The sequence below is a fragment of the Mesorhizobium sp. WSM4906 genome (assembly GCF_029674625.1).
Classification (GTDB): Bacteria; Pseudomonadota; Alphaproteobacteria; order Rhizobiales; family Rhizobiaceae; genus Mesorhizobium.
Genome location: NZ_CP121355.1, coordinates 2,091,807 through 2,112,645, shown reverse-complemented (window position 1 = coordinate 2,112,645; position 20,839 = coordinate 2,091,807). Strand labels below are relative to the sequence as shown.

20 protein-coding genes are annotated in these 20,839 nt (G+C 64.6%); 10 read left to right on the top strand and 10 right to left on the bottom strand.

Translation table 11 applies throughout. The annotated features are described in order from the left end of the window. Position 1 precedes the first annotated feature (1 nt). From QAZ22_RS10015 to QAZ22_RS10005, 3 genes are all read right to left on the bottom strand, one after another. A complete protein-coding gene (locus QAZ22_RS10015; protein ID WP_192253241.1) occupies positions 2–907 on the bottom strand; it encodes a sugar ABC transporter permease in 906 nt (301 codons plus the stop codon). A 67-nt stretch (positions 908–974) separates the two neighbouring features. Further along, complete coding sequence (locus tag QAZ22_RS10010) at positions 975–2,291, bottom strand: extracellular solute-binding protein (RefSeq protein ID WP_278206584.1); 1,317 nt, start codon at positions 2,289–2,291, stop codon at positions 975–977. 354 nt (positions 2,292–2,645) lie between these two features. After that, positions 2,646–3,341, bottom strand: coding sequence for a TetR/AcrR family transcriptional regulator (locus QAZ22_RS10005; RefSeq protein WP_278206583.1), 696 nt, complete (start codon positions 3,339–3,341; stop codon positions 2,646–2,648). Between the two features lie 133 nt (positions 3,342–3,474). Between QAZ22_RS10005 and QAZ22_RS10000 the strand changes: the two genes are divergently transcribed. Genes QAZ22_RS10000 through QAZ22_RS09990 form a run of 3 tightly spaced genes read left to right on the top strand, consistent with a single transcriptional unit; the run spans position 3,475 to position 5,969 of the window. Beyond that, complete coding sequence (locus QAZ22_RS10000) at positions 3,475–4,671, top strand: Tm-1-like ATP-binding domain-containing protein (protein WP_278206582.1); 1,197 nt, start codon at positions 3,475–3,477, stop codon at positions 4,669–4,671. A gap of 12 nt (positions 4,672–4,683) precedes the next feature. Then, the gene (locus tag QAZ22_RS09995; RefSeq protein WP_278206581.1) at positions 4,684–5,538 is read left to right on the top strand and encodes a phosphoenolpyruvate hydrolase family protein; all 855 of its coding nucleotides are present in this window, start codon (positions 4,684–4,686) and stop codon (positions 5,536–5,538) included. Positions 5,539–5,552: 14 nt separating this feature from the next. After that, entirely contained in the window at positions 5,553–5,969 is a 417-nt protein-coding gene (locus tag QAZ22_RS09990; RefSeq protein WP_278206580.1) for a cupin domain-containing protein, read from the top strand. A 216-nt stretch (positions 5,970–6,185) separates the two neighbouring features. Here QAZ22_RS09990 and QAZ22_RS09985 read toward each other — a convergent pair whose 3' ends face one another. Continuing rightward, the gene (locus QAZ22_RS09985; protein WP_278206579.1) at positions 6,186–7,376 is read right to left on the bottom strand and encodes a Xaa-Pro peptidase family protein; all 1,191 of its coding nucleotides are present in this window, start codon (positions 7,374–7,376) and stop codon (positions 6,186–6,188) included. Between the two features lie 342 nt (positions 7,377–7,718). Between QAZ22_RS09985 and QAZ22_RS09980 the strand changes: the two genes are divergently transcribed. The 6 genes from QAZ22_RS09980 (at position 7,719) to QAZ22_RS09955 (ending at position 13,693) form a co-directional block, all read left to right on the top strand. Beyond that, positions 7,719–9,329, top strand: a complete 1,611-nt coding sequence (locus QAZ22_RS09980; protein WP_278206578.1) for an ABC transporter substrate-binding protein — start codon at positions 7,719–7,721, stop codon at positions 9,327–9,329. Between the two features lie 270 nt (positions 9,330–9,599). Beyond that, positions 9,600–10,586 (top strand): ABC transporter permease, encoded by a 987-nt coding sequence (locus QAZ22_RS09975; RefSeq protein WP_278206577.1) that lies wholly within the window; start codon positions 9,600–9,602, stop codon positions 10,584–10,586. Beyond that, complete coding sequence (locus QAZ22_RS09970; protein WP_278206575.1) at positions 10,583–11,413, top strand: ABC transporter permease; 831 nt, start codon at positions 10,583–10,585, stop codon at positions 11,411–11,413. Before QAZ22_RS09975 ends, QAZ22_RS09970 begins: the two co-directional genes overlap by 4 nt. Further along, positions 11,410–12,414, top strand: coding sequence for an ABC transporter ATP-binding protein (locus tag QAZ22_RS09965; RefSeq protein ID WP_278206574.1), 1,005 nt, complete (start codon positions 11,410–11,412; stop codon positions 12,412–12,414). Before QAZ22_RS09970 ends, QAZ22_RS09965 begins: the two co-directional genes overlap by 4 nt. Then, the gene (locus QAZ22_RS09960; RefSeq protein WP_278206573.1) at positions 12,411–13,190 is read left to right on the top strand and encodes an ATP-binding cassette domain-containing protein; all 780 of its coding nucleotides are present in this window, start codon (positions 12,411–12,413) and stop codon (positions 13,188–13,190) included. The genes QAZ22_RS09965 and QAZ22_RS09960 overlap by 4 nt, the downstream gene beginning before the upstream one ends. Then, entirely contained in the window at positions 13,187–13,693 is a 507-nt protein-coding gene (locus tag QAZ22_RS09955) for an L-2-amino-thiazoline-4-carboxylic acid hydrolase (RefSeq protein ID WP_278206572.1), read from the top strand. The genes QAZ22_RS09960 and QAZ22_RS09955 overlap by 4 nt, the downstream gene beginning before the upstream one ends. Before the next feature lie 11 nt (positions 13,694–13,704). On the opposite strand, the gene QAZ22_RS09950 is transcribed toward QAZ22_RS09955, so the two are convergent. The 3 genes from QAZ22_RS09950 to QAZ22_RS09940 form a co-directional block, all read right to left on the bottom strand. After that, the gene (locus QAZ22_RS09950; protein ID WP_278206571.1) at positions 13,705–14,493 is read right to left on the bottom strand and encodes a DeoR/GlpR family DNA-binding transcription regulator; all 789 of its coding nucleotides are present in this window, start codon (positions 14,491–14,493) and stop codon (positions 13,705–13,707) included. A 224-nt stretch (positions 14,494–14,717) separates the two neighbouring features. Next, positions 14,718–16,013 carry an FAD-binding oxidoreductase gene (locus QAZ22_RS09945; protein ID WP_278206570.1) on the bottom strand — a complete coding sequence of 432 codons (1,296 nt, stop codon included), beginning with the start codon at positions 16,011–16,013 and terminating at the stop codon, positions 14,718–14,720. A 2-nt stretch (positions 16,014–16,015) separates the two neighbouring features. Then, complete coding sequence (locus QAZ22_RS09940) at positions 16,016–17,386, bottom strand: glutamine synthetase family protein (RefSeq protein WP_278206569.1); 1,371 nt, start codon at positions 17,384–17,386, stop codon at positions 16,016–16,018. A gap of 436 nt (positions 17,387–17,822) precedes the next feature. Between QAZ22_RS09940 and QAZ22_RS09935 the strand changes: the two genes are divergently transcribed. Beyond that, complete coding sequence (locus QAZ22_RS09935) at positions 17,823–18,308, top strand: GFA family protein (RefSeq protein WP_278206568.1); 486 nt, start codon at positions 17,823–17,825, stop codon at positions 18,306–18,308. Positions 18,309–18,326: 18 nt separating this feature from the next. Here the strand turns inward: QAZ22_RS09935 and QAZ22_RS09930 are convergent, their stop codons facing one another. The 3 genes from QAZ22_RS09930 to QAZ22_RS09920 are packed head-to-tail and all read right to left on the bottom strand — an operon-like array spanning position 18,327 to position 20,775. After that, the gene (locus QAZ22_RS09930) at positions 18,327–19,088 is read right to left on the bottom strand and encodes a glucose 1-dehydrogenase (protein ID WP_278206567.1); all 762 of its coding nucleotides are present in this window, start codon (positions 19,086–19,088) and stop codon (positions 18,327–18,329) included. A gap of 11 nt (positions 19,089–19,099) precedes the next feature. Then, positions 19,100–19,912: an ABC transporter permease gene (locus tag QAZ22_RS09925; RefSeq protein ID WP_278206566.1), complete on the bottom strand. Its 813-nt coding sequence runs from the start codon at positions 19,910–19,912 to the stop codon at positions 19,100–19,102. After that, on the bottom strand, positions 19,912–20,775 hold the full coding sequence (locus QAZ22_RS09920; RefSeq protein WP_278207812.1) for an ABC transporter permease: 864 nt from the start codon (positions 20,773–20,775) through the stop codon (positions 19,912–19,914). Before QAZ22_RS09920 ends, QAZ22_RS09925 begins: the two co-directional genes overlap by 1 nt. Positions 20,776–20,839: the final 64 nt, after the last annotated feature.

Genomic DNA, 20,839 nt, shown 5'->3' with positions numbered 1-20,839 from the left:
CTCAGCGCTCCTTCACCTTGTTGAGATACTTCACGTAGAGGTTGGTGATCGCCAGCACCATGATCAGCACGATGTAGGCGAGCGCGCAGGACTTGCCGGTATCCCACTGCTGGAATGCCTGCTTGTAGAGCCGGATCGCGATCAGCTCGGCGGTCGGCTGGGTCGTCATCGTGTAGGCGATGTCGAAGGTCTTGAAGGCTTCCATGGTGCGGAAGATCAGTGCGATCAGCAGGATCGGCGAGACCAGCGGCAAGGTGATGCGGGTGAAGGTGTACCACCAGCTGGCGCGGTCGATCGCGGCGGCCTCGTAGAGGTGCTGCGGCACGGCCGACAGGCCGGCGAGCGAAAGCAGCATGACGAAGGGCGACCACATCCAGATGTCGGTGATCGCGACGGCGTAAAGCGCGCTGTCGGGATTGGAAAGCCACGCGAAGTCGCCAAGGCCGAAGACATAGTTGATCGGCCCCCAGGACGGACTGTAGAGCAGCTGCCAGAACAGGCCGACGACCGCCGCCGACATCATCATCGGCAACAGCAGGAGCGTGGTGATCAGGCCCTTCATCGGAAAGCTGCGGTTGAGCAGGAGCGCAAGGCCGAAGCCCACGATCATCTGGCCGGCCACCGACACGATCACGTATTTCGCGGTGATGACGAAGTTCGACCAGATGTGATCGTCGGTCAGCAGCTCGCGATAATTCTGCAGGCCGACGAACTGCCAGGGCTCGCTGCGGTTCGCGGCGAAGTTGGTGAAGGAATAGCCGAGCGAATAGATCAGCGGAAAAATGTTGAAGACGATCAGGAAAACCAGCGTCGGGATGATGAACATGTTGCGGATGGTCAGATCCGACCAGCCGCGCGCGGCGGCCCTGGATGCGGGATCAAGATTGGTGAGGGCTACCGAAGCCAACGGTCGTTCTCCCTGAAAACAGGAATGCCGGAGGGGAAGCCCTCCTCCGGCATTCTGACTGCGATGCTTACTTGTAGCGGTTGTATTTGGTGAACGTCGCCTTCCAGTCGGCGGCGGTCTTGTCGAGCGCTTCCTGGGCGGTGCCCTTGCCGCCGACCACGAACGGATAGATGTTCTGGTTCAGCTGATCGAGCACCTCGGCGTATTCAGGCGTTGCCCAGAAGTCCTTGACCATGAACATCGTGTCGTAGAACGCCTTGTTGTAGGGCGTGGCGTTCTGGAAGGCTTCCGACTTCAGCACGGCCTGGCTGCAGGTATAGCCGCCGAGCTCGGCCCACTTCTTCTGGGTCTCGTCCTTGATGAACCACTCGAGGAACTTCATCGCCTCGTCCTTGTTCTTCGAGTACGAGACGACGGAGATGCCCTGACCGCCGAGAGCGGCGAAGCGCTTGCCGTCCGGACCGGCCGGATTGGCGAAGAAGCCGGTGGCGTCGGCATAGGGGTTGGTGGCCTTGTTCACCAGCGGCGGGAAGAAGGCGAAGAAGTTCATGCTCATCGCGGCGAGGCCGCCGGTGATCGCCTGGTTGTCTTCCACGAAGAAGGTCTTGCCCCAGCCCGGAGGCGTGAACTTGTAGAGCTCCTTGTACATGTCGAGGCCGGCGGCGGCCTCCTTGGAATTGGTGACGCCGTCGACCTTGTAGGTTGCGTAGTCGCCGAGATCGCCGCCATAGCTGAAGATGGCGCTTTCCACGCCCATCGCCATCGCGTCATAGGAATTGTCGGTGTAGATGGCGATGCCGTAGCGCTTCTGGTCCGGACGGTGGAAGAACTCGGCGATGTCGCGCAGCTGCGCGTACGTCTTCGGGATATCGAGGTCGTAGCCGTATTTGGCCTTGAAGGCTTCCTTCTCCTTCGGGTCCTCGAACCAGTCCTTGCGGTAGGACCAGCCGATCGCGTCGCCTTCCAGCGGGATCGCCCAATATTTGCCGGACCCGCCGGGATATTCGGCATAATATTTGATGGTCGCGGGCGCCATCACATCGCCAAGCTTGTGCTGGTTGAAGAAGTCGGTGAGGTCGACATAGTGGCCCTGCGTCGAACCGGCGCCCAGCCATTGCGAGTCGCCCACCACCATGTCGTAGGCGTCGCCATGCGCGTTGAATTCGGTGAAGGCCTTGGTCTGGAAGTCCGGCCACGGCGTGGTCTGCACCGTGACCTTCACGCCGGTCTCGGCCGTGTAGTCGTTGACGAGTTCCTGCAGATAGTTCGCCGGATCCCATTCCGCCCAGAAGATGGTGAGTTCCTTGTCCTGCGCGCGGACGGATGTCCCGCAGGCAAGCGCCAGCCCGATACCAGCGATCACGCTGGTCACTATCTTGCGCATAGTTTTCCTCCCTTGTGCGCATTCTACCGTGTCATGCGGCCGGCAGCGTGGTCGGCCCTGGTAGTTCCTCCCGTGATGGCACTTTTCCGGCTTTGAGCCTCCTCGCCCTGCCGGAAAAAACGGATCGCAATCCGCACTTTCGATCCGCTTTATGCGTACTGATCTGGTATTACCAATTCAAGCGGGCCGTCAAGCTCTTTCTTGGACGTAGAAAAGCGGTTCGGCAAGCCAATCGAAGTGGTATCTGTCTGTTTTATCTTGTTTTTCCTACTCCTTGATACGTTAAGGCCTTGTTTCTGGCGATACACCACAATTATGATGCGCAACTGGGTCCCCAATCTGGTCGAACCAGATTTAAGACATTCCCGCTCCAGCTGCCGCGGAAGCTCTGCTCGCTTTCGCTTCCGATTCCGCCATCGCCGCGCGCACCAGCACGCCCGCCGCCCACCCGGCGACCGACATCGTGTCGCGGCTGTCCAACCCCCATATGTCCTTCAGCACGATCAGCACCTCGACGCCGAACATCAGCGACAGGGCCTGCGCCAGACGCTTGAACTGGCGCGGCTTCAGTTGGCCTTTGAGCGGCGCGATCGCGTCCTTCAGGAGATCGACGCGATGGCCGCGCTTGAAGGCCGGCTCGGCGCCCAGCGTGCCTGCCTGCCGCCTCGCCCATTGATCGAGCGACAGCTTGAGCGCCGCCTTGAACGTCGCCTCGAAGGCCTCGATGCGCGGCATGGCTGAGGCGAATAGTTCGGCGACGCGCCGCTCCGGGTCTTTCGAATTCGACTTCCAGGTCAGGATCGGACCGAGCCCCTCGTCGACCACCGCCTGCACCAGTGCCGCCTGGCTTGGGAAGTAGCGATATGCGGTCGCGCGGGAAACTTCCGCCGCCTCGGCCACCTCGCTCACCGACGGTGTCACGCCGGACTGCATCAGCCTGGTCGCCGTCTCCAGCATCAGCCGCCTGGTGCGCGCGCGTGGCCCCTTTTCGGCTGCCGGCGCCTGCTCGGCATCGTCGTTGGAAGCGGCTTGTTGACGTGAGACATCCATGTCAATACGATACGCGCGTCTCAAAAAATTGCAATGGCTCCCTTTTTGGACTGGTTGCGTTGACACGTAAAGCACTAAGCCTTCAGGAATTGAGCATCGCCGCCTCTGGGCCAGCCAACATAGAGAGGCGTCAATGAAGCGCATCTATGTGGTCGGCACCGCTGACACCAAGGGTGAGGAGCTCGCCTTCCTGGCAGATGCCGTAACTGCGGCCGGCGGCACGGTCCTCCGCGTCGACATCGGCACGCGCGGCGGCACCGTCCCCGTCGATGTCGCGGCAGGCGAGGTCGCGGCGCATCATCCGGATGGAGCCGGCGCGGTGCTCGGCATCGACGATCGCGGCACAGCAGTTGCCGGCATGGGCGTCGCCTTTATCCGCTTCATCCAATCGCGTGACGATGTGGCCGGTGTGATCGGCATCGGCGGCGGCGGCGGCACCTCGATCGTCACCGCCGGCATGCGCGCGCTGCCGCTCGGCCTGCCCAAGATCATGGTCTCGACGCTGGCCTCCGGCGACACCGCGCCATATGTCGATGTCTCCGACATCGTCATGATGCCGTCGGTCACCGACATGGCCGGCCTCAACCGGCTGTCGCGCGTCGTGCTCCACAACGCCGCCCAGGCCATCGCCGGCATGGCGGCAAAATCGGCACCGGTCGCCGCCGGCAAGCCGGCACTTGGCCTCACCATGTTCGGCGTCACCACGCCATGCGTCACAACCATCGTCGAGCAATTGCGTGCCGACTATGACTGCATGGTCTTCCACGCCACCGGCACCGGCGGCCGGTCGATGGAGAAGCTCGCCGACAGCGGCCTGCTCGCCGGCGTTATCGACATGACCACCACCGAAGTCTGCGATCTCCTGTTCGGCGGCGTGCTGCCGGCAACCGAGGATCGCTTCGGCGCCATTGCCCGCACGAAACTGCCCTATGTCGGCTCGGTCGGCGCGCTCGATATGGTGAACTTCTGGGCGCCGCCGACGATCCCCGAGCGCTATCGCGGGAGGCTGTTCTACGAGCACAATCCGAACGTCACGCTGATGCGCACCACCGCTGACGAATGCCGCAGGATCGGCGAATGGATCGGCGGCCGCCTCGCCCGCTGCGACGGCCCGGTGCGCTTCCTGATCCCGGAAAAGGGGGTTTCGGCACTCGATATCGAAGGCGGCGCCTTCTTCGATCCGGAAGTCGATGCGGCGCTGTTCGAGGCGATCGAGCGCACCGTCAAGCCGACCAGGAACCGCACCGTGACGCGCCTGCCGCTGCACATCAACGATCCCGCATTCGCCAGAGCCGCCGCCGAGGCCTTCCTCGACATCGCCAAGAAGTGAGACCGGACAAGCATGGCCGCCATTCCGCGCAGAGAAATCCTGGAAAAATTCCGCAAGATGATCGCCGAGGGCGTGCCGATCGTCGGCGGCGGCGCCGGCACCGGCCTGTCGGCCAAGGCCGAGGAGGCCGGCGGCATCGACTTGATCATCATCTACAATTCCGGCCGCTACCGCATGGCCGGGCGCGGCTCGGCCGCCGGGCTGCTCGCCTACGGCAACGCCAACGAGATCGTCAAGGAAATGGCCTATGAGGTGCTGCCGGTGGTGAAGAGGACGCCGGTGCTGGCCGGCGTCAATGGAACCGACCCTTTCGTCATCATGCCGCTGTTCCTTGCCGAGCTGAAAACGATGGGTTTCTCCGGCGTGCAGAATTTTCCGACCGTCGGCCTGTTCGACGGCACCATGCGCCGGAGTTTCGAGGAGACCGGCATGGGTTTTGGTCTCGAGGTCGACATGATCGCCGAGGCGCGCAAGCTCGACCTCTTGACCACCCCTTACGTCTTCAATCCGGACGAAGCGCGCGCCATGACGCGGGCCGGCGCCGACATCGTCGTCGCCCACATGGGCGTGACGACGGGCGGCTCGATCGGCGCCACCTCTGCGAAGTCGCTCGACGCCTGCGTGAAGGAGATCGACGCCATTGCCGAGGCCGCGCGCTCGCTGCGCAAGGATGTCATCCTGCTTTGCCATGGCGGGCCGATCTCGATGCCCGACGATGCGCGCTACATCCTGGAGCGCTGCGAGGGGCTGCACGGCTTCTACGGAGCGAGCTCGATGGAGCGATTGCCGGCCGAAGCGGCGATCGCCAGGCAGACGGCGGATTTCAAGGCCGCGGCAGTCGGCAAAGCGAATACTACCAGCAACTAGGGAGGGATGAGGCAATGGCCGACAAGAGCAAGGTGTTCCTCTACCCGAAGGATGTCAGCGCCTTCGGCTTCGACTGGGGCAGGCTGGCACTCACCGTTGCGCCGGAAGTGAACGGCGCGGAACGCTTTTCCGGCGGCGTCGTCGACCTGCCGCCCGGCCAGGGGCATACTCGCCACAACCATCCGGGCGCGGAGGAGATCATCTTCGTCATCTCGGGCCATGGCGAGCAGATGGTCGAGGACGAAAAGGGCAATCCAGTGGTCGCCAAAGTCGGTCCCGGCTGCACCGTCTACGTGCCGGAAAGCCGCTTCCATTCGACGCTCAACACCGGCGATCAGCCGATGCAGCTTTTCGTCGTCTATTCACCCGCCGGACCGGAGCTGGCGTTGCGCGACCTGCCGGATTTCAGGCTGCTGCCGGCTGGGCAATAGTAGATTTAATTCCTGTCCAGGGCAGCGCTGCCCCTCATTGTCCTGCCGGACATTTCTCCCCGTATAGTGACGGGGAGAAAGACGCTTTCATCTGCGCTTTCGCCAATTTTCGAAGTTGCAAGACGAGCACCAAGATAGCAGCAGCTCCCTTCTCCCCATCACTATACGGGGAGAAGGTGCCGGCAGGCGGATGAGGGGCAGCGCCGGCCTTCGGCTCTATGAAGCCCCGCCCCTGTTCCACCCCCGCCCGCGATCGCCGAACATCACATAGCCGGCATCGGTCACCGCCACCGTATCCTCCAGCTTGATGAAGCCGCGCGTCGGATGAAGCATGGTGGTCTCGACCGAGAGCACCATGTTTTTTTCCAGCGGCTTGGCGGCATAGGTGCCTTCATAGGTGACCGGATGGTTGGTCATCAGGAACGGCGCCTCATGGGTGATCAGACCCATGCCGTGGGCGAAGAAATCCGTGTAGGCCGCAACCTTGGAAGCCTTCAGCACGCTTTCGGCATGCGCGATCATGTCGCCACCGAGCGTGCCCGGCTTGACCTTCGAGAAGGCCGCCTGCTGCACCGCCTCCACTTCGGCCAAAAGATCCTCCAGCTCGGCATCCGGCTCGCCAAGTACGCCCATGCGGCAGAGGTCGCCGATATAGCCGCGATAATTGCCGCCGGAATCGATCGACAGCACCTCGCCCTTCTTCCACGCCTGGTCTGAGGCGGCGCGGTTGTGGCTGGAGCCCAGCGTCAGCAGGCAATATTCGAAATGCGCGCCGCGATTGGTCTCCTCGCGCCTGAGCCGCTCGATGATGTCGGTCTTGGTCGTGCCCTCGCGCGCCCAGCGAATGGTCGCCAGCATGGAATCGGTGATCAGCTCGGAGGCGGTGCGCAGCTGTTCCAGTTCAGCTTCGGTCTTGATGGCGCGCATGTTTTCCAGCATGCCGGTCGCGTCGACCAGCTTCGCATCCGGCAGCGCCTTGCGGATCAGCGTGTAGGCATCCGCCGGCAGGAAGCCCGGCTCGATACCGATGCGCGCCGCCGCCTTGCCGATCTTCTGCAGATGCTCGACGGCAAGATTGGCGGCGTCGAGCGTTCCCCAGCAGGCGGCATGCAATGTCGGCGTCCAGAACGGATGGTTCTGGTGCTCGCCGCCCTCCATCTTGTTGCCGATATAGGCCGCGTTCTCCGGCCCGCCCTTCTCGTATAGGACGATCGGCAGATAGCGGCTGTGGCCTATGGCATCCATCGCGGCAAAGAAGATGAACTTGTAGCCGCCGAGCAGATATTGCGTGTTGTGCTTGGAGGTGGCGCAGAGCACGTCGATGCCGGCCTCCTCCATCAGCCTGTCCACCCGCGCCTGGTCGAACGGGATGCTGCTGACGTCGGTCTTGCCCGGAGCGATGTTCATCTGCCTCTCCCTGATTTTCTCGACCGCTCAAGCGGCCGATCTTCTGCAAGTCTTGGTGTAGGCCAAATCTGCACCATCGTGGCCGGCCTGGTCCAGCCAGAATCGATATAATTCGATCAATACCCCTCCAGCGGGTTGGTTCATTTACGGCATTGCTTAATATCTGGTCCTACCAGATAGCCGCACCCGCAGCCCGAATTTAACTGGTCCAGCGGACGAAAATTTCAAAGCCAAGCCATACTGCGCCAAAACCGTCTCTGGCGAAACCTTCGCCAAGGGCCATAATCCCGCTCGTTTCGAGGTTGCCCGCGCCTGTCGCGGGTGAAGAGGGGAGTTTGAGCGATGTCCGAATTGACGATTTCACGCCGCGGCCTGCTTGCCGGTTCGGCGCTGCTCTTGGCGTCGACCGCGCTGCCGGCGATCGTCCAGGCGCAGACGCCGAAGAAGGGTGGCAGGCTGATCGTCGCCGCCGATTCCGAGCCGCGCAACCTCAACCCGGCGATCGTCGCCTCCAATGGCGTCTTCTTCATTTCCAGCAAGATCGTCGAGACGCTGGCCGAAGCCTCCTTCGACGGCAAGGACGGACTTCAGCCGCGCCTTGCGCTCTCCTGGGAAGGTGCGGCCGACGGCCTGTCGGTAACCTTCAAGCTGCGCGACGGCGTCAAATGGCATGACGGCAAGCCCTTCAGCTCGGCCGATGTCGCCTTCTCGGCGCTGCAGATCTGGAAGCCGCTGCAGAATCTCGGCCGCACCGTGTTCAAGGATCTCGTCGCCGTCGACACGCCCGACGAGCTGACCGCGGTGTTCAAATTCGCCAAGCCGACCCCGTTCCAGCTGATCCGTAACGCGCTGCCGGCGCTGACGAGCGTCGTGCCGAAGCATGTCTATGAGAATGGCAAGATCGAGGACAATCCGGCCAACAACGCCCCGGTCGGCACCGGTCCGTTCAAATTCGCCGAATACAAGGCCGGCCAATATTACCGGCTGGCGCGCAACGACGACTATTGGGGCAAGGACGAGCCCTATCTCGACGAGATCGTCTACCAGGTGCTGCCCGACCGCACTTCGGCCGCCGCGGCGCTCGAGGCGGAAGAGATCCAGCTCGCTGCCTTTTCCGCCGTGCCGCTCGCCGATCTCGACCGCATCTCCAAGGTGCCGGGCCTGAAGGTGATCACCAAGGGCTATGAGGGGCTGACCTACCAGCTCGTCGTCGAGATCAACCACCGCCGCAAGGAACTGGCCGACCTGAAGGTGCGGCAGGCGATCGCGCATGCCATCGACAAGGATTTCGTCGTCAAGACGATCTTCCTCGGCTACGCCGCGACCGCCACCGGCCCGGTGCCGAAGAACGATCCGCAATTCTATACCGCCGACGTTCCGACCTATCCGTTCGACGTCGGCAAGGCCAACGACTTGCTCGATGAAGCCGGCTATAAGCGCGCCGACGACGGCAAGCGCTTCACGCTGAAACTCTTGCCGGCGCCCTATTTCAACGAGACGAAACAGTTCGGCGATTATCTGCGCCAGGCGCTCGCAGCAATCGGCATCGACGCCGAGATCGTCAACAACGACTCGGCCGCGCATATCAAGGCGGTCTACACCGACCATGCCTTCGACCTCGCCGTCGGCCCGCCGGTGTTCCGCGGCGACCCGGCGATCTCGACCACCATCTTGGTGCAGAGCGGCATTCCGGACGGCGTGCCCTTCTCCAACCAGGGCGGCTACAAGAACGCTGAGCTCGACGCGCTGATCGCCAAGGCCTCGGAGACGCTCGACACGTCGGCTCGCACCGAACTCTACAAGGAATTCCAGAAAAAGGTCGCGGCCGACCTGCCGTTGATCAACGTCGCCGAATGGAGCTTCATTTCCGTCGCCCGCGACACCGTCGGCAACATCGCCAACAACCCGCGCTGGGCGGTGTCGAACTGGGCGGACACCTATTTGGAATCGTGACACAGTCGCGCGGATGAGAATTCGCCAAATCGTCGTAGACGCACGAGCAAACGTCGAGCTCTACGATACCCCCCTCTGTCCTGCCGGACATCTCCCCCTCAAGGGGGGAGATCAGCAGCTTGTCTGTCTCGCCAGTTCTGCAACGTCGAAGATTGGCGAAGCCAGAGATAACAGCCAATCTCCCCCCTTGAGGGGGAGATGTCCGGCAGGACAGAGGGGGGTGCCTGGGCGCAGCCCTAACCAGCATGTCGCCATGCCTTCGAGGGCGCCATGACCCGCGCCCTCATCCTCCTTCGCCGCCGTCTCGTCGGCAGCATCTTCGTTCTCCTGATCGTCGTCATCGGCAGCTTCCTCTTGCTCGAAGCCGCACCCGGCGATGCGGTCGACGCCTATATCGTCTCGACCGGCGGCGATGCTGGCATGATCGAATTGCTGCGCCACCGCTGGGGCCTCGACCAGTCGGAACTGACCCGGCTCGCCAACTACCTCTGGGCGCTGCTGCATCTCGATCTCGGCCAGTCCGTCACCTTCTCGCGGCCGATCCGCGACATCATCCTCGAACGCCTGCCGACCACGCTCATCCTGATGGGCAGCGCCACCGCGCTCTCCTTCGGCCTCGGCTCGGCGCTCGGCATCTACGCCGGCGCGCGGCCGGGCAGCTTTCGCGACCGTTTGCTTTCGATCGGCTCGCTGGCGCTTTATGCCGTGCCCGGTTTCTGGCTCGGCCTGGTCTTGATCGTGATTTTCGCCGTCGACCTGCGCTGGCTGCCGATCGGCGGCATCGAGACCATCGCCTCCGGCAAGGCCGGGCTGGCGCGGGCCACCGACATCGTCACCCATCTCGTGCTGCCGGTCTCGGCGCTCGGTTTCATCTATCTTGCGCTCTACCTGCGCATGATGCGCGCCGGCATGGCCGAGGCATGGCGCCAGGATTTTATCCTCGCCGCCCGCGCCCGGGGTCTGCCGCGCCGCCGCATCGTGCTTGCGCATGTCGCCCGCAACGCGCTCCTGCCGCTGGTCACCATGCTCGGCCTGCAATCGGCGCAGATGCTGGGCGGCAGCGTCGTCATCGAAAGCGTCTTTGCCGTGCCAGGCCTCGGCCGGCTGGCACAGGAAGCCGTCGCCGGGCGGGACACGCCGCTGCTGCTCGGCATCATCCTGGTGAGCGCCGTTCTCGTCGTCGCCATCAACCTCCTGGTCGACCTCGCCTATGCCTTCCTCGATCCGCGCGTCGGCGCCGGCGAGGCAGGCGCATGAGCCGGTTGCTTCGTTTCTTCCGCGCGCCGGAAGCGATCGCAGGCGCGCTCATCCTCGCTTTGCTCATCGCGATGGCGCTGGCGGCGCCACTGCTGTTTCCGGGCGACCCGCAGGCGATCGCCGGGCCGGCTTTGCTGCCGCCGTTCCAGGACTGGTCGCTGCCGCTCGGCACCGACCGGCTCGGCCGTGACGTACTGGCCGAGCTCTTCCACGGCGCCCGCTCCTCGCTGGCCGTCGGTCTGGCCGCGGCCGCCGCGTCGCTCCTCATCGGCGCGGTGGTCGGCACGCTGGCCGGCTTTTCCGGAGGCCTGATCGACGAGGTGCTGATGCGCATCACCGACGCGTTCCAGACCGTGCCGAGCTTTCTTCTCGCGCTGGCCTTCGTCAGCATCATCGGCCCCTCGCTTGGCGTCGTCGTCGCGGCAATCGCACTCGGCGCCTGGACCGGACCCGCGCGTGTCGCGCGCGCGGAAGTGCTATCGATCCGCGAGCGCGACTATGTCGCCGGCGCCCGCGTCATCGGCATGCATCCGCTCGAAATCGCCTTTCGCGAGGTGCTACCCAACGCCTTGCCGCCGGTGCTGGCGCTGTCCTCGGTGATCGTGGCGGCGGCCATTCTCACCGAGGCGGCGCTTTCCTTCCTCGGTCTCGGCGATCCCAACCGCGTCACTTGGGGCGGCATGATTGCCGAGGGCCGGGCCGTGTTGCGCACCGCGCCGTATCTGTCGATCTTTCCCGGCATCGCGCTGGTGCTGACCGTGCTCGGCGTCTACCTCGCCGGCGAGGGCGTGGTCGAAAGCAGCGCGGTGCGCAGGAGCCTGTCGTGACGGCGCTGCTCTCGATCCGTGATCTCTCTGTCCGCTACAGCCGCGACGGGGTCGAGGTGGCGGCACTGAAGGGTGTGTGCCTGAATGTCGAGGCCGGCGAGCGCCTGACGATCATCGGTGAAAGCGGCTCGGGCAAAAGCACGCTGGCGCTGGCGATTGCGGGGTTGTTGGCTAGGGGCGCCAAGGTTGGCGGGACGATTGAGTGGCAGAAACCTCGATCGTCTCACTCCTTCGCGCCCCCCTCTGTCCTGCCGGACATCTCCCCCACAAGGGGGGAGATCAGCAGTTCCGCTGCCGGCTCTCCTCCTGCAGCGCCGGCGATTGGCGAAAGCGGCAGCGACAGCTCAATCTCCCCCCAAGTGGGGGAGATGTCCGGCAGGACAGAGGGGGGCGCCGTAGAGCGCCAGCCTTTTCGTCCTCGCGATACCATCCCCCGCCTCGGCCACGACATCGGCTTCGTCTTCCAGGATCCCTCCTCCAGCCTCGACCCCGTGATGCCAATCGGCAAACAGATCGCCGAGGTCGCTCGCACGCATCTAAACCTGACCTGGCCTGACGCCTTCGCCAAAGCCAAAACCCTCCTCGAACGCGTCCGCCTGCCCGGCCCTGAATCCGCCTTGCGCGCCTATCCGCACCAGCTTTCCGGCGGCCAGAGGCAGCGCGTGGCGATCGCCGCGGCAATCGCGGCCGGACCGAAACTGCTGATCGCAGACGAGGCGACCAGCGCGCTCGACACCATCGTCCAGGCCGAGATCGTCACCCTGATCCGCAGGCTGGTGGTCGAGGATGGCATGACGTTGCTTTTCATCAGCCACGACATCGCGCTCGCCGCCACGCTTGCCGAGCGCATCGCGGTGCTGCGCCATGGCGAATTGGTCGAGATCGGCGGGACCCGCCAGATCGTCGAAGCGCCGCGCCATGCCTATACGCGCACGCTGCTCGATGCCCATCTCGGCCTCGACGCCGAGCCGCTGCTTGGCCGGCAGGGCGCTTCGGCATGAGCCTGCTCGCCGTCTCCAACCTTGCCAAGCGCTATTACCGCGGCGGCAAGCCTTTTCCCGCGGTTGACGATGTCTCATTCGAGATCGGCCCGGCCGAGACGCTGGCGCTCGCCGGCCCGTCGGGCAGCGGCAAGTCGACGATCGCGCGGCTGGTGCTGCGCCTGATCGAGCCGGACGCCGGGCGCGTCGAATTCGAAGGCGCGAACTTCCTTGCGCTGTCGGGTGCTGCGTTGCGCGCCCGACGCGCCCGCCTCCAGATGGTGTTCCAGGACCCGCTCGCCGCCTTTAATCCGCGCGCCACCGTGGCACGCGTGCTAGACGATCCCTTGCGCATTCATGGCATCGCCTCCCGCGCAGAGCGCCCGCGTCATATTGCGGCGCTGCTGGAGCGCGTCGGCCTCGATGCCGGCCTTGCAGCGCGCGCCATCCACGAGATTTCCGGCGGCCAACGCCAGCGCGTGGCCATCGCCCGCGCCATCGCCACGCGGCCGTCCCTGATCGTGCTCGACGAGGCCGTCTCGGCGCTCGATGTGTCGGTGCGGGGACAGATCCTGGAACTGCTGCTCGACCTGCAAAGGCAGGAACGGATCGCCTATCTCTTCATTTCGCATGATCTCGGCGTCATCCGCGCCGTCGCCCATCGCGTCGCCATCCTCGACGCCGGCCGGATCGCCGAGAGCGGCGACGCCCGCGCCGTCATCGCCGACCCGCAATCGGCGATCGGCAAGGCGCTGGTGGCGGCAACGCCGAGACTGAATAGGACCACAACGCCATGACCGATCCCGAGGCAGCCAGAGCCGAAAAACTGTCGCGCGAGCTCGACTCCGCTTTCCGCAACCGGGCCGATCTCTATCGCCTCTTCCTCGACGAACTGACCGCCGAGCTCGGTGCCGAGAAGGCCGAAGCGGTGATGATCCGCACCATCGAAAAGCGCGGCCGGGAGGTCGCGGCGGCGGCTTTCGCCGATTTCGGCCCCAACGACGCACCAGCGATCGGCGAAGCGTTCCTGGCCGTCAGCCCTGATGATGGCCGAATGTATCCGACCCATGTCGATCGCGGGCCGGACCACATCGCCTTCAAGGTCAAGCGTTGCCCGCTGAAGGACGCTTGGGTCGAGGCCGGCGTCAGCGAGGAAAAGCTGGCCACGCTCTGCCGCATTGCCGGCGCCTTCGACCGCGGCCTGTTCGAGGCGACCGGCGTGCGCTTCGCCAACGTCACCTGGACACCCGGCCATGGCTCGGGCTGCTGCCATATCGCGCTGACCAACAGGGACGCTTAGCCGATATCAATTCAGTCTCCGGCAAAGACGTGCAGTTCGCCGCCTGCCTCCTCGATAGCGGTGCGCAGCTCGGCCGCTGGCTCGCTGTCGGTGACGAAGTCGGAAATGTCGCTCAGCGCACAGACGCGTTCCAGGCTGCTGCGGCCGAATTTGTCGTTGGTGACGACCAGCATCGTCGACAAGGATCGGGCCATCATCGCGCGCTTCACGGCGGCCGCGCCCGAAACCATGTCGCTCGGCCCCTCGGCATTGACGGCCGAGGCGCCGATGATCGCCACATCGGCATTGTAGCGGCGCACGAACTCGACCGTGTCCTCGCCAAGCACGGCAGCCTCGCGCCCGTCATAGGTGCCCGGGCAGAGGATGACACGGAAGCTCTGGTTGGCGCCGGCGACCGATGCGATGCCGACCGAGTTGGTGATGAGGGTGATATCTCGCCGCAATTGGGAAAGGCTGCGCGCGACCTCGTAGGTCGTCGATCCGCCATCGATCATCACGATGCGGCCGTTCTCGACCAGGCCCGCGGCACCGCGCCCGATGCGGGCGCGCTCCTCGACCAGGGTGAGGCCGCGTTCGGCGATCACCGGCTCCGACGTCATCAGCGAGATCGTCGCACCGCCATAGGTGCGGTTGATGAGCCCCGCCTCGCCGAGCTCGATGAGATCGCGTCGGATGGTCTCGCCGGCGACGCCGATGCGCCGGGCGAGCTTCGAGATGCGGATCGACGCCGAGCGCCGGACTTCCGACAGGATCAGCTCATGTCGCTCCTTCTTCGTCAGCCGTCCGGGCTCGATATTCATCGCTCTTCCTTCCCGGGATTTCGTTCCCGGCCTCAGGACATTAGCCACGCCGGGAAAGGGAAAGCCAGCCCAGGGTCTGTTGAGATTGAGGTCAGGCCGAGCCGAAAATGATGGCTTCCGAGAACCGGAGCGGAGCGTACTCGGAGCGTACTCAAAGTACGTGAGCACCGGAAGCGCAGGAAGCCACCATTTGCAGGCCGGCCTCACCTGAATATCAACAGACCCTAATGTCTCAGCCGATCGCGCATTGCATACCACAGCATGCCGAGCACATAGAGCGGGCCGCGCAGCGCAGTGCCGCCGGGGAACGGCAGCGGCGTCAGCGTCGAGAACAGGTCGAGCCGCGAGGCGTCCCCCGTGATCGCTTCCGCGAGCAGCTTGCCCGACAGCGTCGACAGGATGGCGCCCTTGCCGGAATAGCCGTGCGCGAAATAGACCTCGCCGTAGTGCCCGACATGCGGCAGGCGTGACGTCGTCACCGACACCAGCCCGCCCCAGGCGTGATCGATCCGGCAGCCTCCGAGCTGCGGGAAGGTCTTTTCCATATGCGGCCGCACGAAACCGGCAATGTCGGCCGGCGGCGAAGGCGTATAGCGCTCGCCGCCGCCGAACAGCAGCCGGCCGTCCGCCGACATGCGGTAATAGTTGACGACGAAGAGCGTGTCCGAAACCGCGACATTGGACGGTATGACATTGCGCCCGCCCAAAGGCTCGGTGGCAACGATGTAGTTGCCGATCGGCATGATGCGGCTGTTGACGCGCGGCTCGAGCCCTTCCAGCAGCGCATCGCCGGCCAGCACGACATGACGCGCGCGAACCGAGCCTTTGTCGGTGAAGACGCGGATGCACGGCTCGCGCTCCAGCCGGACGGCGACCGAGTTCTCGTGGATCATAACGCCGGCGCCGACTGCGGCGCGCGCCAGCCCCAGCGTATAGTTCAGCGGATGCATGTGGCCGCCGAGCCTCTCGAAGACCGCGCCCTGATAGGGCGTGTCCACCATCTGCCGCGCCTGCGCTGCCGACAGGATCTCGACGTCGGTAAAGTCCATCACCTTGGCGAGGCACTCTGCCTCTTCCTCGAAGTCGCGCATGTCGGAGCCGTTGACCGCGCCGACCAGATGACCGGTCAGGCGCAGGTCGCACTCGATGCCGTGGCGCTCGATGATGTCGAGCACCAGCCCGCGTGCCTCGAAGGCGAGGTCGAACAGCGCCTTCGCCCGTTCCGGCCCGAACGCCTTGACCAGCCCCTTGGCGCCCTTGCGCAAGCCGGGGATCATCTGGCCGCCATTGCGGCCGGAGGCGCCCCAGCCGATCTTGCCGCCCTCGAGCAGCACCACCTTCAGGCCGCGTTCGGCGGCATGGAGCGCCGCCGACAGCCCCGTGCAGCCGCCGCCGACGACCACTAGGTCGGCCTCGACGTCGCCAACAAGGGTCGGATGATCCGGCGCCGGATTGGCTGTAGCGACATAGTAGGATTTGCCGATATCGAGACCGGAATTGAAACCTGTCGAACGAGCCATGGTCACACCTTGAGCAGCAGATGGTCGCGTTCCCACGACGTCACGACAGTCTGGAACAGATCGAGCTCGACGCTCTTCACGCGCAGATAGGTCTGGAAGAAATCGTCGCCGAGCAGCGCCCGCACCGGCTCGCAAGCGGCGAAACGGTCAAGCGCTTCCTCCATGGTTTTCGGCAGCGTGCTCTGGCTTCGATAGGCATTGCCGAAAGCTTCCGCCGAGCGGTCGAGCTTCTCCTCAATGCCGAGATAGCCGGCGATCAGCGAGCCGGCCATGGCGAGATATGGATTGGCGTCGGCGCCGGGAAGCCGGTTCTCGACCCGCCGAGCCGCCCGCCCGCCTATCGGCACGCGCAGGCCGCAGGAGCGGTTGTCATGCGACCATTCGATGTTGGCCGGCGCGCTGTGCCCAGGCCGGATTCGGCGATACGAGTTCACGTTGGGTGCAAACAGCGGCATGATTTCAGGGATGTATTTCTGCAGGCCGCCGATGAACTGCGCGAACATCGCGCTATCCTCGCCGTCTTTGCCGGCGAACAATGGCTCGCCGCTTTCGTCGACGATCGACATGTGGAGATGCATCGAGCTGCCGGCCTGCGCCGCGATCGGCTTCGCCATGAACGTGGCGTGCATGCCGCTCGCCTGCGCCGCCTGCCGCGCCATGCGCTTGAACAACAGCACCTTGTCGGCCAGCGCCAGCGGATCGCCGTGCAGGAAGTTGATCTCGAGCTGCGCGGTGCCGGATTCGTGGATCAGCGTATCGAGCGGCAGGCCGGCGATGGCGGCGTGGTCGTAGAGGCGCCGCGTCACCGTTTCGAATTCCTCCAGCGCCTGCATGTCGTAGGGATGCTGCACGCTTTCCGGCCGACCGTTGCGTCCGACCGGCGCGGTCAGCGGCCGGTCCGGATCGGGATTTGGCGCCGTGAGGTAGAATTCGAGCTCCGGCGCCATCACCGCACGCCAGCCGCGCCGGCGGTAGAGATCGAGCACGGCCCGCAGCACATGACGCGGCGAAGCCATCCAGGGCCGGTCGTCCATGTGGAACGTATCGGCAAAGACATAGGCCTTGCCGCCGCCGCCGCCGGGCGCAAGGCTGAGCGTCGAAAGGTCGGGCACCATGCGCATGTCGGGGTCTTGATAGGCGAACCCTTCATCGATGGAACCGGAATAGCGGCCGTCGATGGCGACCAGGAAGGCGCTGCTCGGCAAATAGAGCGCCCGGTCCTCGAGCGACTTGAGGAACTTCGCCGCCGGCAAGGCCTTGCCGCGCAGCACGCCGTTGACGTCGGGAACGAGGCACTCGACCTCGTTTATTCCATGCGTAGTCAGCCAGCTTTGCGGATCGGCGCTGCTGGAAAAGTCTTGTTTGTCAGGCATCGGTCATGTCCGTACGAAGGAGAAATCGCTTCGGCGGGCACATCCGTTTCGGTTTGAGCGTTAAATAAGCTGCGTTATCTGAATGACGGACGCCCGCCTGATGGCCGGCCGAGAGGCCGGAATGAGCGTCGCTGCTACTCCTTCGGTCCAGCCGTCGCGAACGACATGCGAGCCGACCTTGGTCTCTTCAGCGCGTTGCAGGTTCTCGTGCCGGCAGCAGCGCATGATCAGTGACACCCCGCCGAAGCGCGGTTTCTTGCGGCCGAAACTGAAAGCGGCCGAGAGCGGGAAAGTCTTTTTGCCACTTGCACGGCAAGCCTCGTCAAGGAACCTGGCCTATGGTTTGACCGATCGTCGCTCCCAGCGCAAGCCCGGCCCTCGGAACAAGGCCCTGCATTAGCGTCGAATGGCCGTAAGGAACTGGATGCTGCCTTTGATGTTCCCGAACAGAACGATCTTCAACATGACCGGGAGCGACAGGATGGAAAGCAGGATCGAAACGGGGGCATGTTTTTGCGGCGCGGTCGCCGCCGAGATGCAAGGCGATCCTTTCTGGATCTGCTTCGACCATGATGACGATTGCCGCCGGGCGATCGGAAGTCCCATGACCATCTGGGTCGGTTACCGCCCGCGCCAGTTCCGGCTGACCCGCGGCCAGCCCCGGGAATTCTCGAAGACCCGAGGCATCGTTCGCGGCTTCTGCGAAAAATGCGGCACCTCGATCACCTATCGCGACGAAGGGCTGAGCGACGAGCTCTATGTCACCATCGGATTCCTCGATCATCCGGAGCGGTTCCGGCCACAGGCGCATGCCTATTGGCGCCTGCGGCTGCCTTGGCTGGAATTCCCCGACCGTCTGCCGCGCATCGACACCTATTCGCGACGCCGCGATCCGGCGTTCGGCAATCCCGCCGACCGGTAGGAGCTTCGCCAAAGAACCTCAGCCAATGCTCTCGCCGCCGTCGACGACCAGCGCCTGGCCGGTCATGAATGACGAGCGGTCGGAGACCAGGAACAGGATGGCTTCGGCTATCTCCTCCGCGCTCGCCCAGCGCCCCATGGGGATTTTGGTGCGGACATAGTTTTCGATCGCATCGCGCCCGCCCATCTGGGCGATGAACGGCTCGTTGAACGGCGTGTCGACCCAGCCTGGGCAAAGCGCGTTGACGCGCACATTGTGCCTTGCATAGTCGAGCGACATCTGCCTGGTCATCGCCACCACGGCATGCTTGGACGTGGCATAGGCAATCATCTCGCGGTCGTAGAAGACGCCGGAATTCGAGGCCGTGTTGAGGATCACCCCGCCGCCCTGCGCGATCATCGAAGGCATGACGGCTTTCGCCGCCAGAAACTGCGCCCGCACATTGATCCGCCATGAGGCGTCCATGCCGCCGGTGCTCACTTCGGTCAGCGTGCCGCCGACCTGGATACCGGCATGGCTGTGCAGGATGTCGATCCGTCCGTGCTTGCCGAGCGTTCCGGCGATGAGGTCCTCGACCGCCGTGTCGTCGCCGACATCGGTGGCGACCGCTTCGGCGCGGCCGCCGGTTTCGCGGATATCCGACGCCGTGGCTTCGCCGGCCGCCGGGTCGCGGTCGGCGATCACCACGACCGCCCCTTCCCTCGCCATGATCATGGCGCCGGCGCGTCCGATGCCCGACCCGGCGCCCGTCACCACGGCAATGCGATCTTTCAAAATCATGGGCTTGTCTTTCAAGGCGATGGTTTTCGTCGGCCGAGTTGCGATTGCGCGAGCAGGACGAGCAGGACCGAGGCGGCGAGCACGATCGTGGCGATGGCGTTGATCTCCGGTGTCACGCCGCGCCGGATCGAGGCAAAGACGTAGATCGGAAGCGTCGTCTGAGCGCCGGCGACGAAGAAGGCGATGATGAAATCGTCGAAGGAGAAGGTGAAGGCGAGCAGGAAGCCGGCGATCACCGCCGGCATGATCTGCGGCAGCACGATCGAGCGGAACGTCGTCAGCGGCGTGGCATAGAGATCGCTCGATGCCTCGACCAGGTTGCGGTCGAGGCTGCCGAGCCGGGTGCCGACGATCATCGTCACCAGCGCCATCGAGAACAGGCCGTGCGCGGCGATGATCGAGCCGTAGCCGAGCGCGAGGCGCGGCGGCTGGTCGGTCGGCCACAGCGAAGCAAGGAACGGATTGACGACGGCGAAGAGCTGCACCAGCGCCACCAGCGTCGAGATGCCGATGACCACGCCCGGAACGACGATGGCGGCGCCCAGCAGCGCATCGAAGAGCGCTCGCGTCCGCGCGCCGACGCGCTGCAGCCCGAGCGCCGCGGCCGTGCCGCAGACGGCCGCCAGCAGCGCGCTCGTGATGGCGATGAACAGGCTGTTCTTCAGCGCCTCGACCAGGAACGGATTGGACAGCGCCTTGCCGTACCATTGCGCCGAGAAGCCGGTGAACTCGCTGGCGTGCTGGCCGGCATTGAAGGAGAACAGCACGACCAGCGCGATCGGCAGATAGAGGAAGGCAAAGACGGCAACGACGAAGGCGCGCATCAGATCAGGTCCACCCGGCGGGCGCCCGAAAGCCGGGTCGAAATGCGGTTGGCGACGATCAGCACCGCCACGGAGACCGCAACCAGCGTGATCGCGATCGCCGATCCGAACGGCCAGTTGCGCGACTGCAGGAAGAGGTCGACCAGCGCGTTGCCGATGAAGAACACCTTGCCGCCGCCGAGCAGCGTCGGGATCAGGTATTCGCCGAGCAATAGGATCATCACCAGCGAGAAGCCGGTCATCACGCCGGGCAACGACAGCCTGAGCGTCACGCCGAGGAACGTCGACAAGGGCGTCGCGCCGAGATCGGCGGAGGCTTCCAGCAGCCGGCGGTCGAGCCGCTCGAGGCTGACATAGATCGGCAGGATCATCAGCGGCAGATAGCCATAGACGATGCCGAGCAGCACGGCGCCGGGCGTGTTGATGAGTCTCAGATCCTCGATGCCGACATAGGCGAGCAGGGCCGGAATGCCGCGCCCACCGAGGATGTACATCCAGGCATAGGTGCGCATCAGCAGGCTTGTCCAGAACGGGATGACGATCAGCGCGAGCAGGATCAGCCGCCAGCGCTGCGGCGCCTGCAGCGCCAGATAATAGGCGACCGGGTAAGCGACGATGAGGCAGGCGAGCGCGCCGACCGGGGCCAGCACCATGGTGTTCCAGAACGCGGTAGCCCGCGCCGGCAGGTTGGCGTATTGCGCGAAGGTCAGCGCGGCCTGGTAGCCGCCCTCGGGCGCCCGCTCGCCGACGCTGAAGATGGCGATGGCGACGAAGGGCAGGAACAGGAACACGACAAGCCACAGCGTCGCCGGAGCGAGCAGCAGCGCCGTCAGGAAATTCTTGCGAAAGAGACTGCCGCGCATCGAGAAAGCCGCTTCGGGACCGGCGGACATTTGCCCGCCGGTGGTAAGAACTTGACCGGAATTG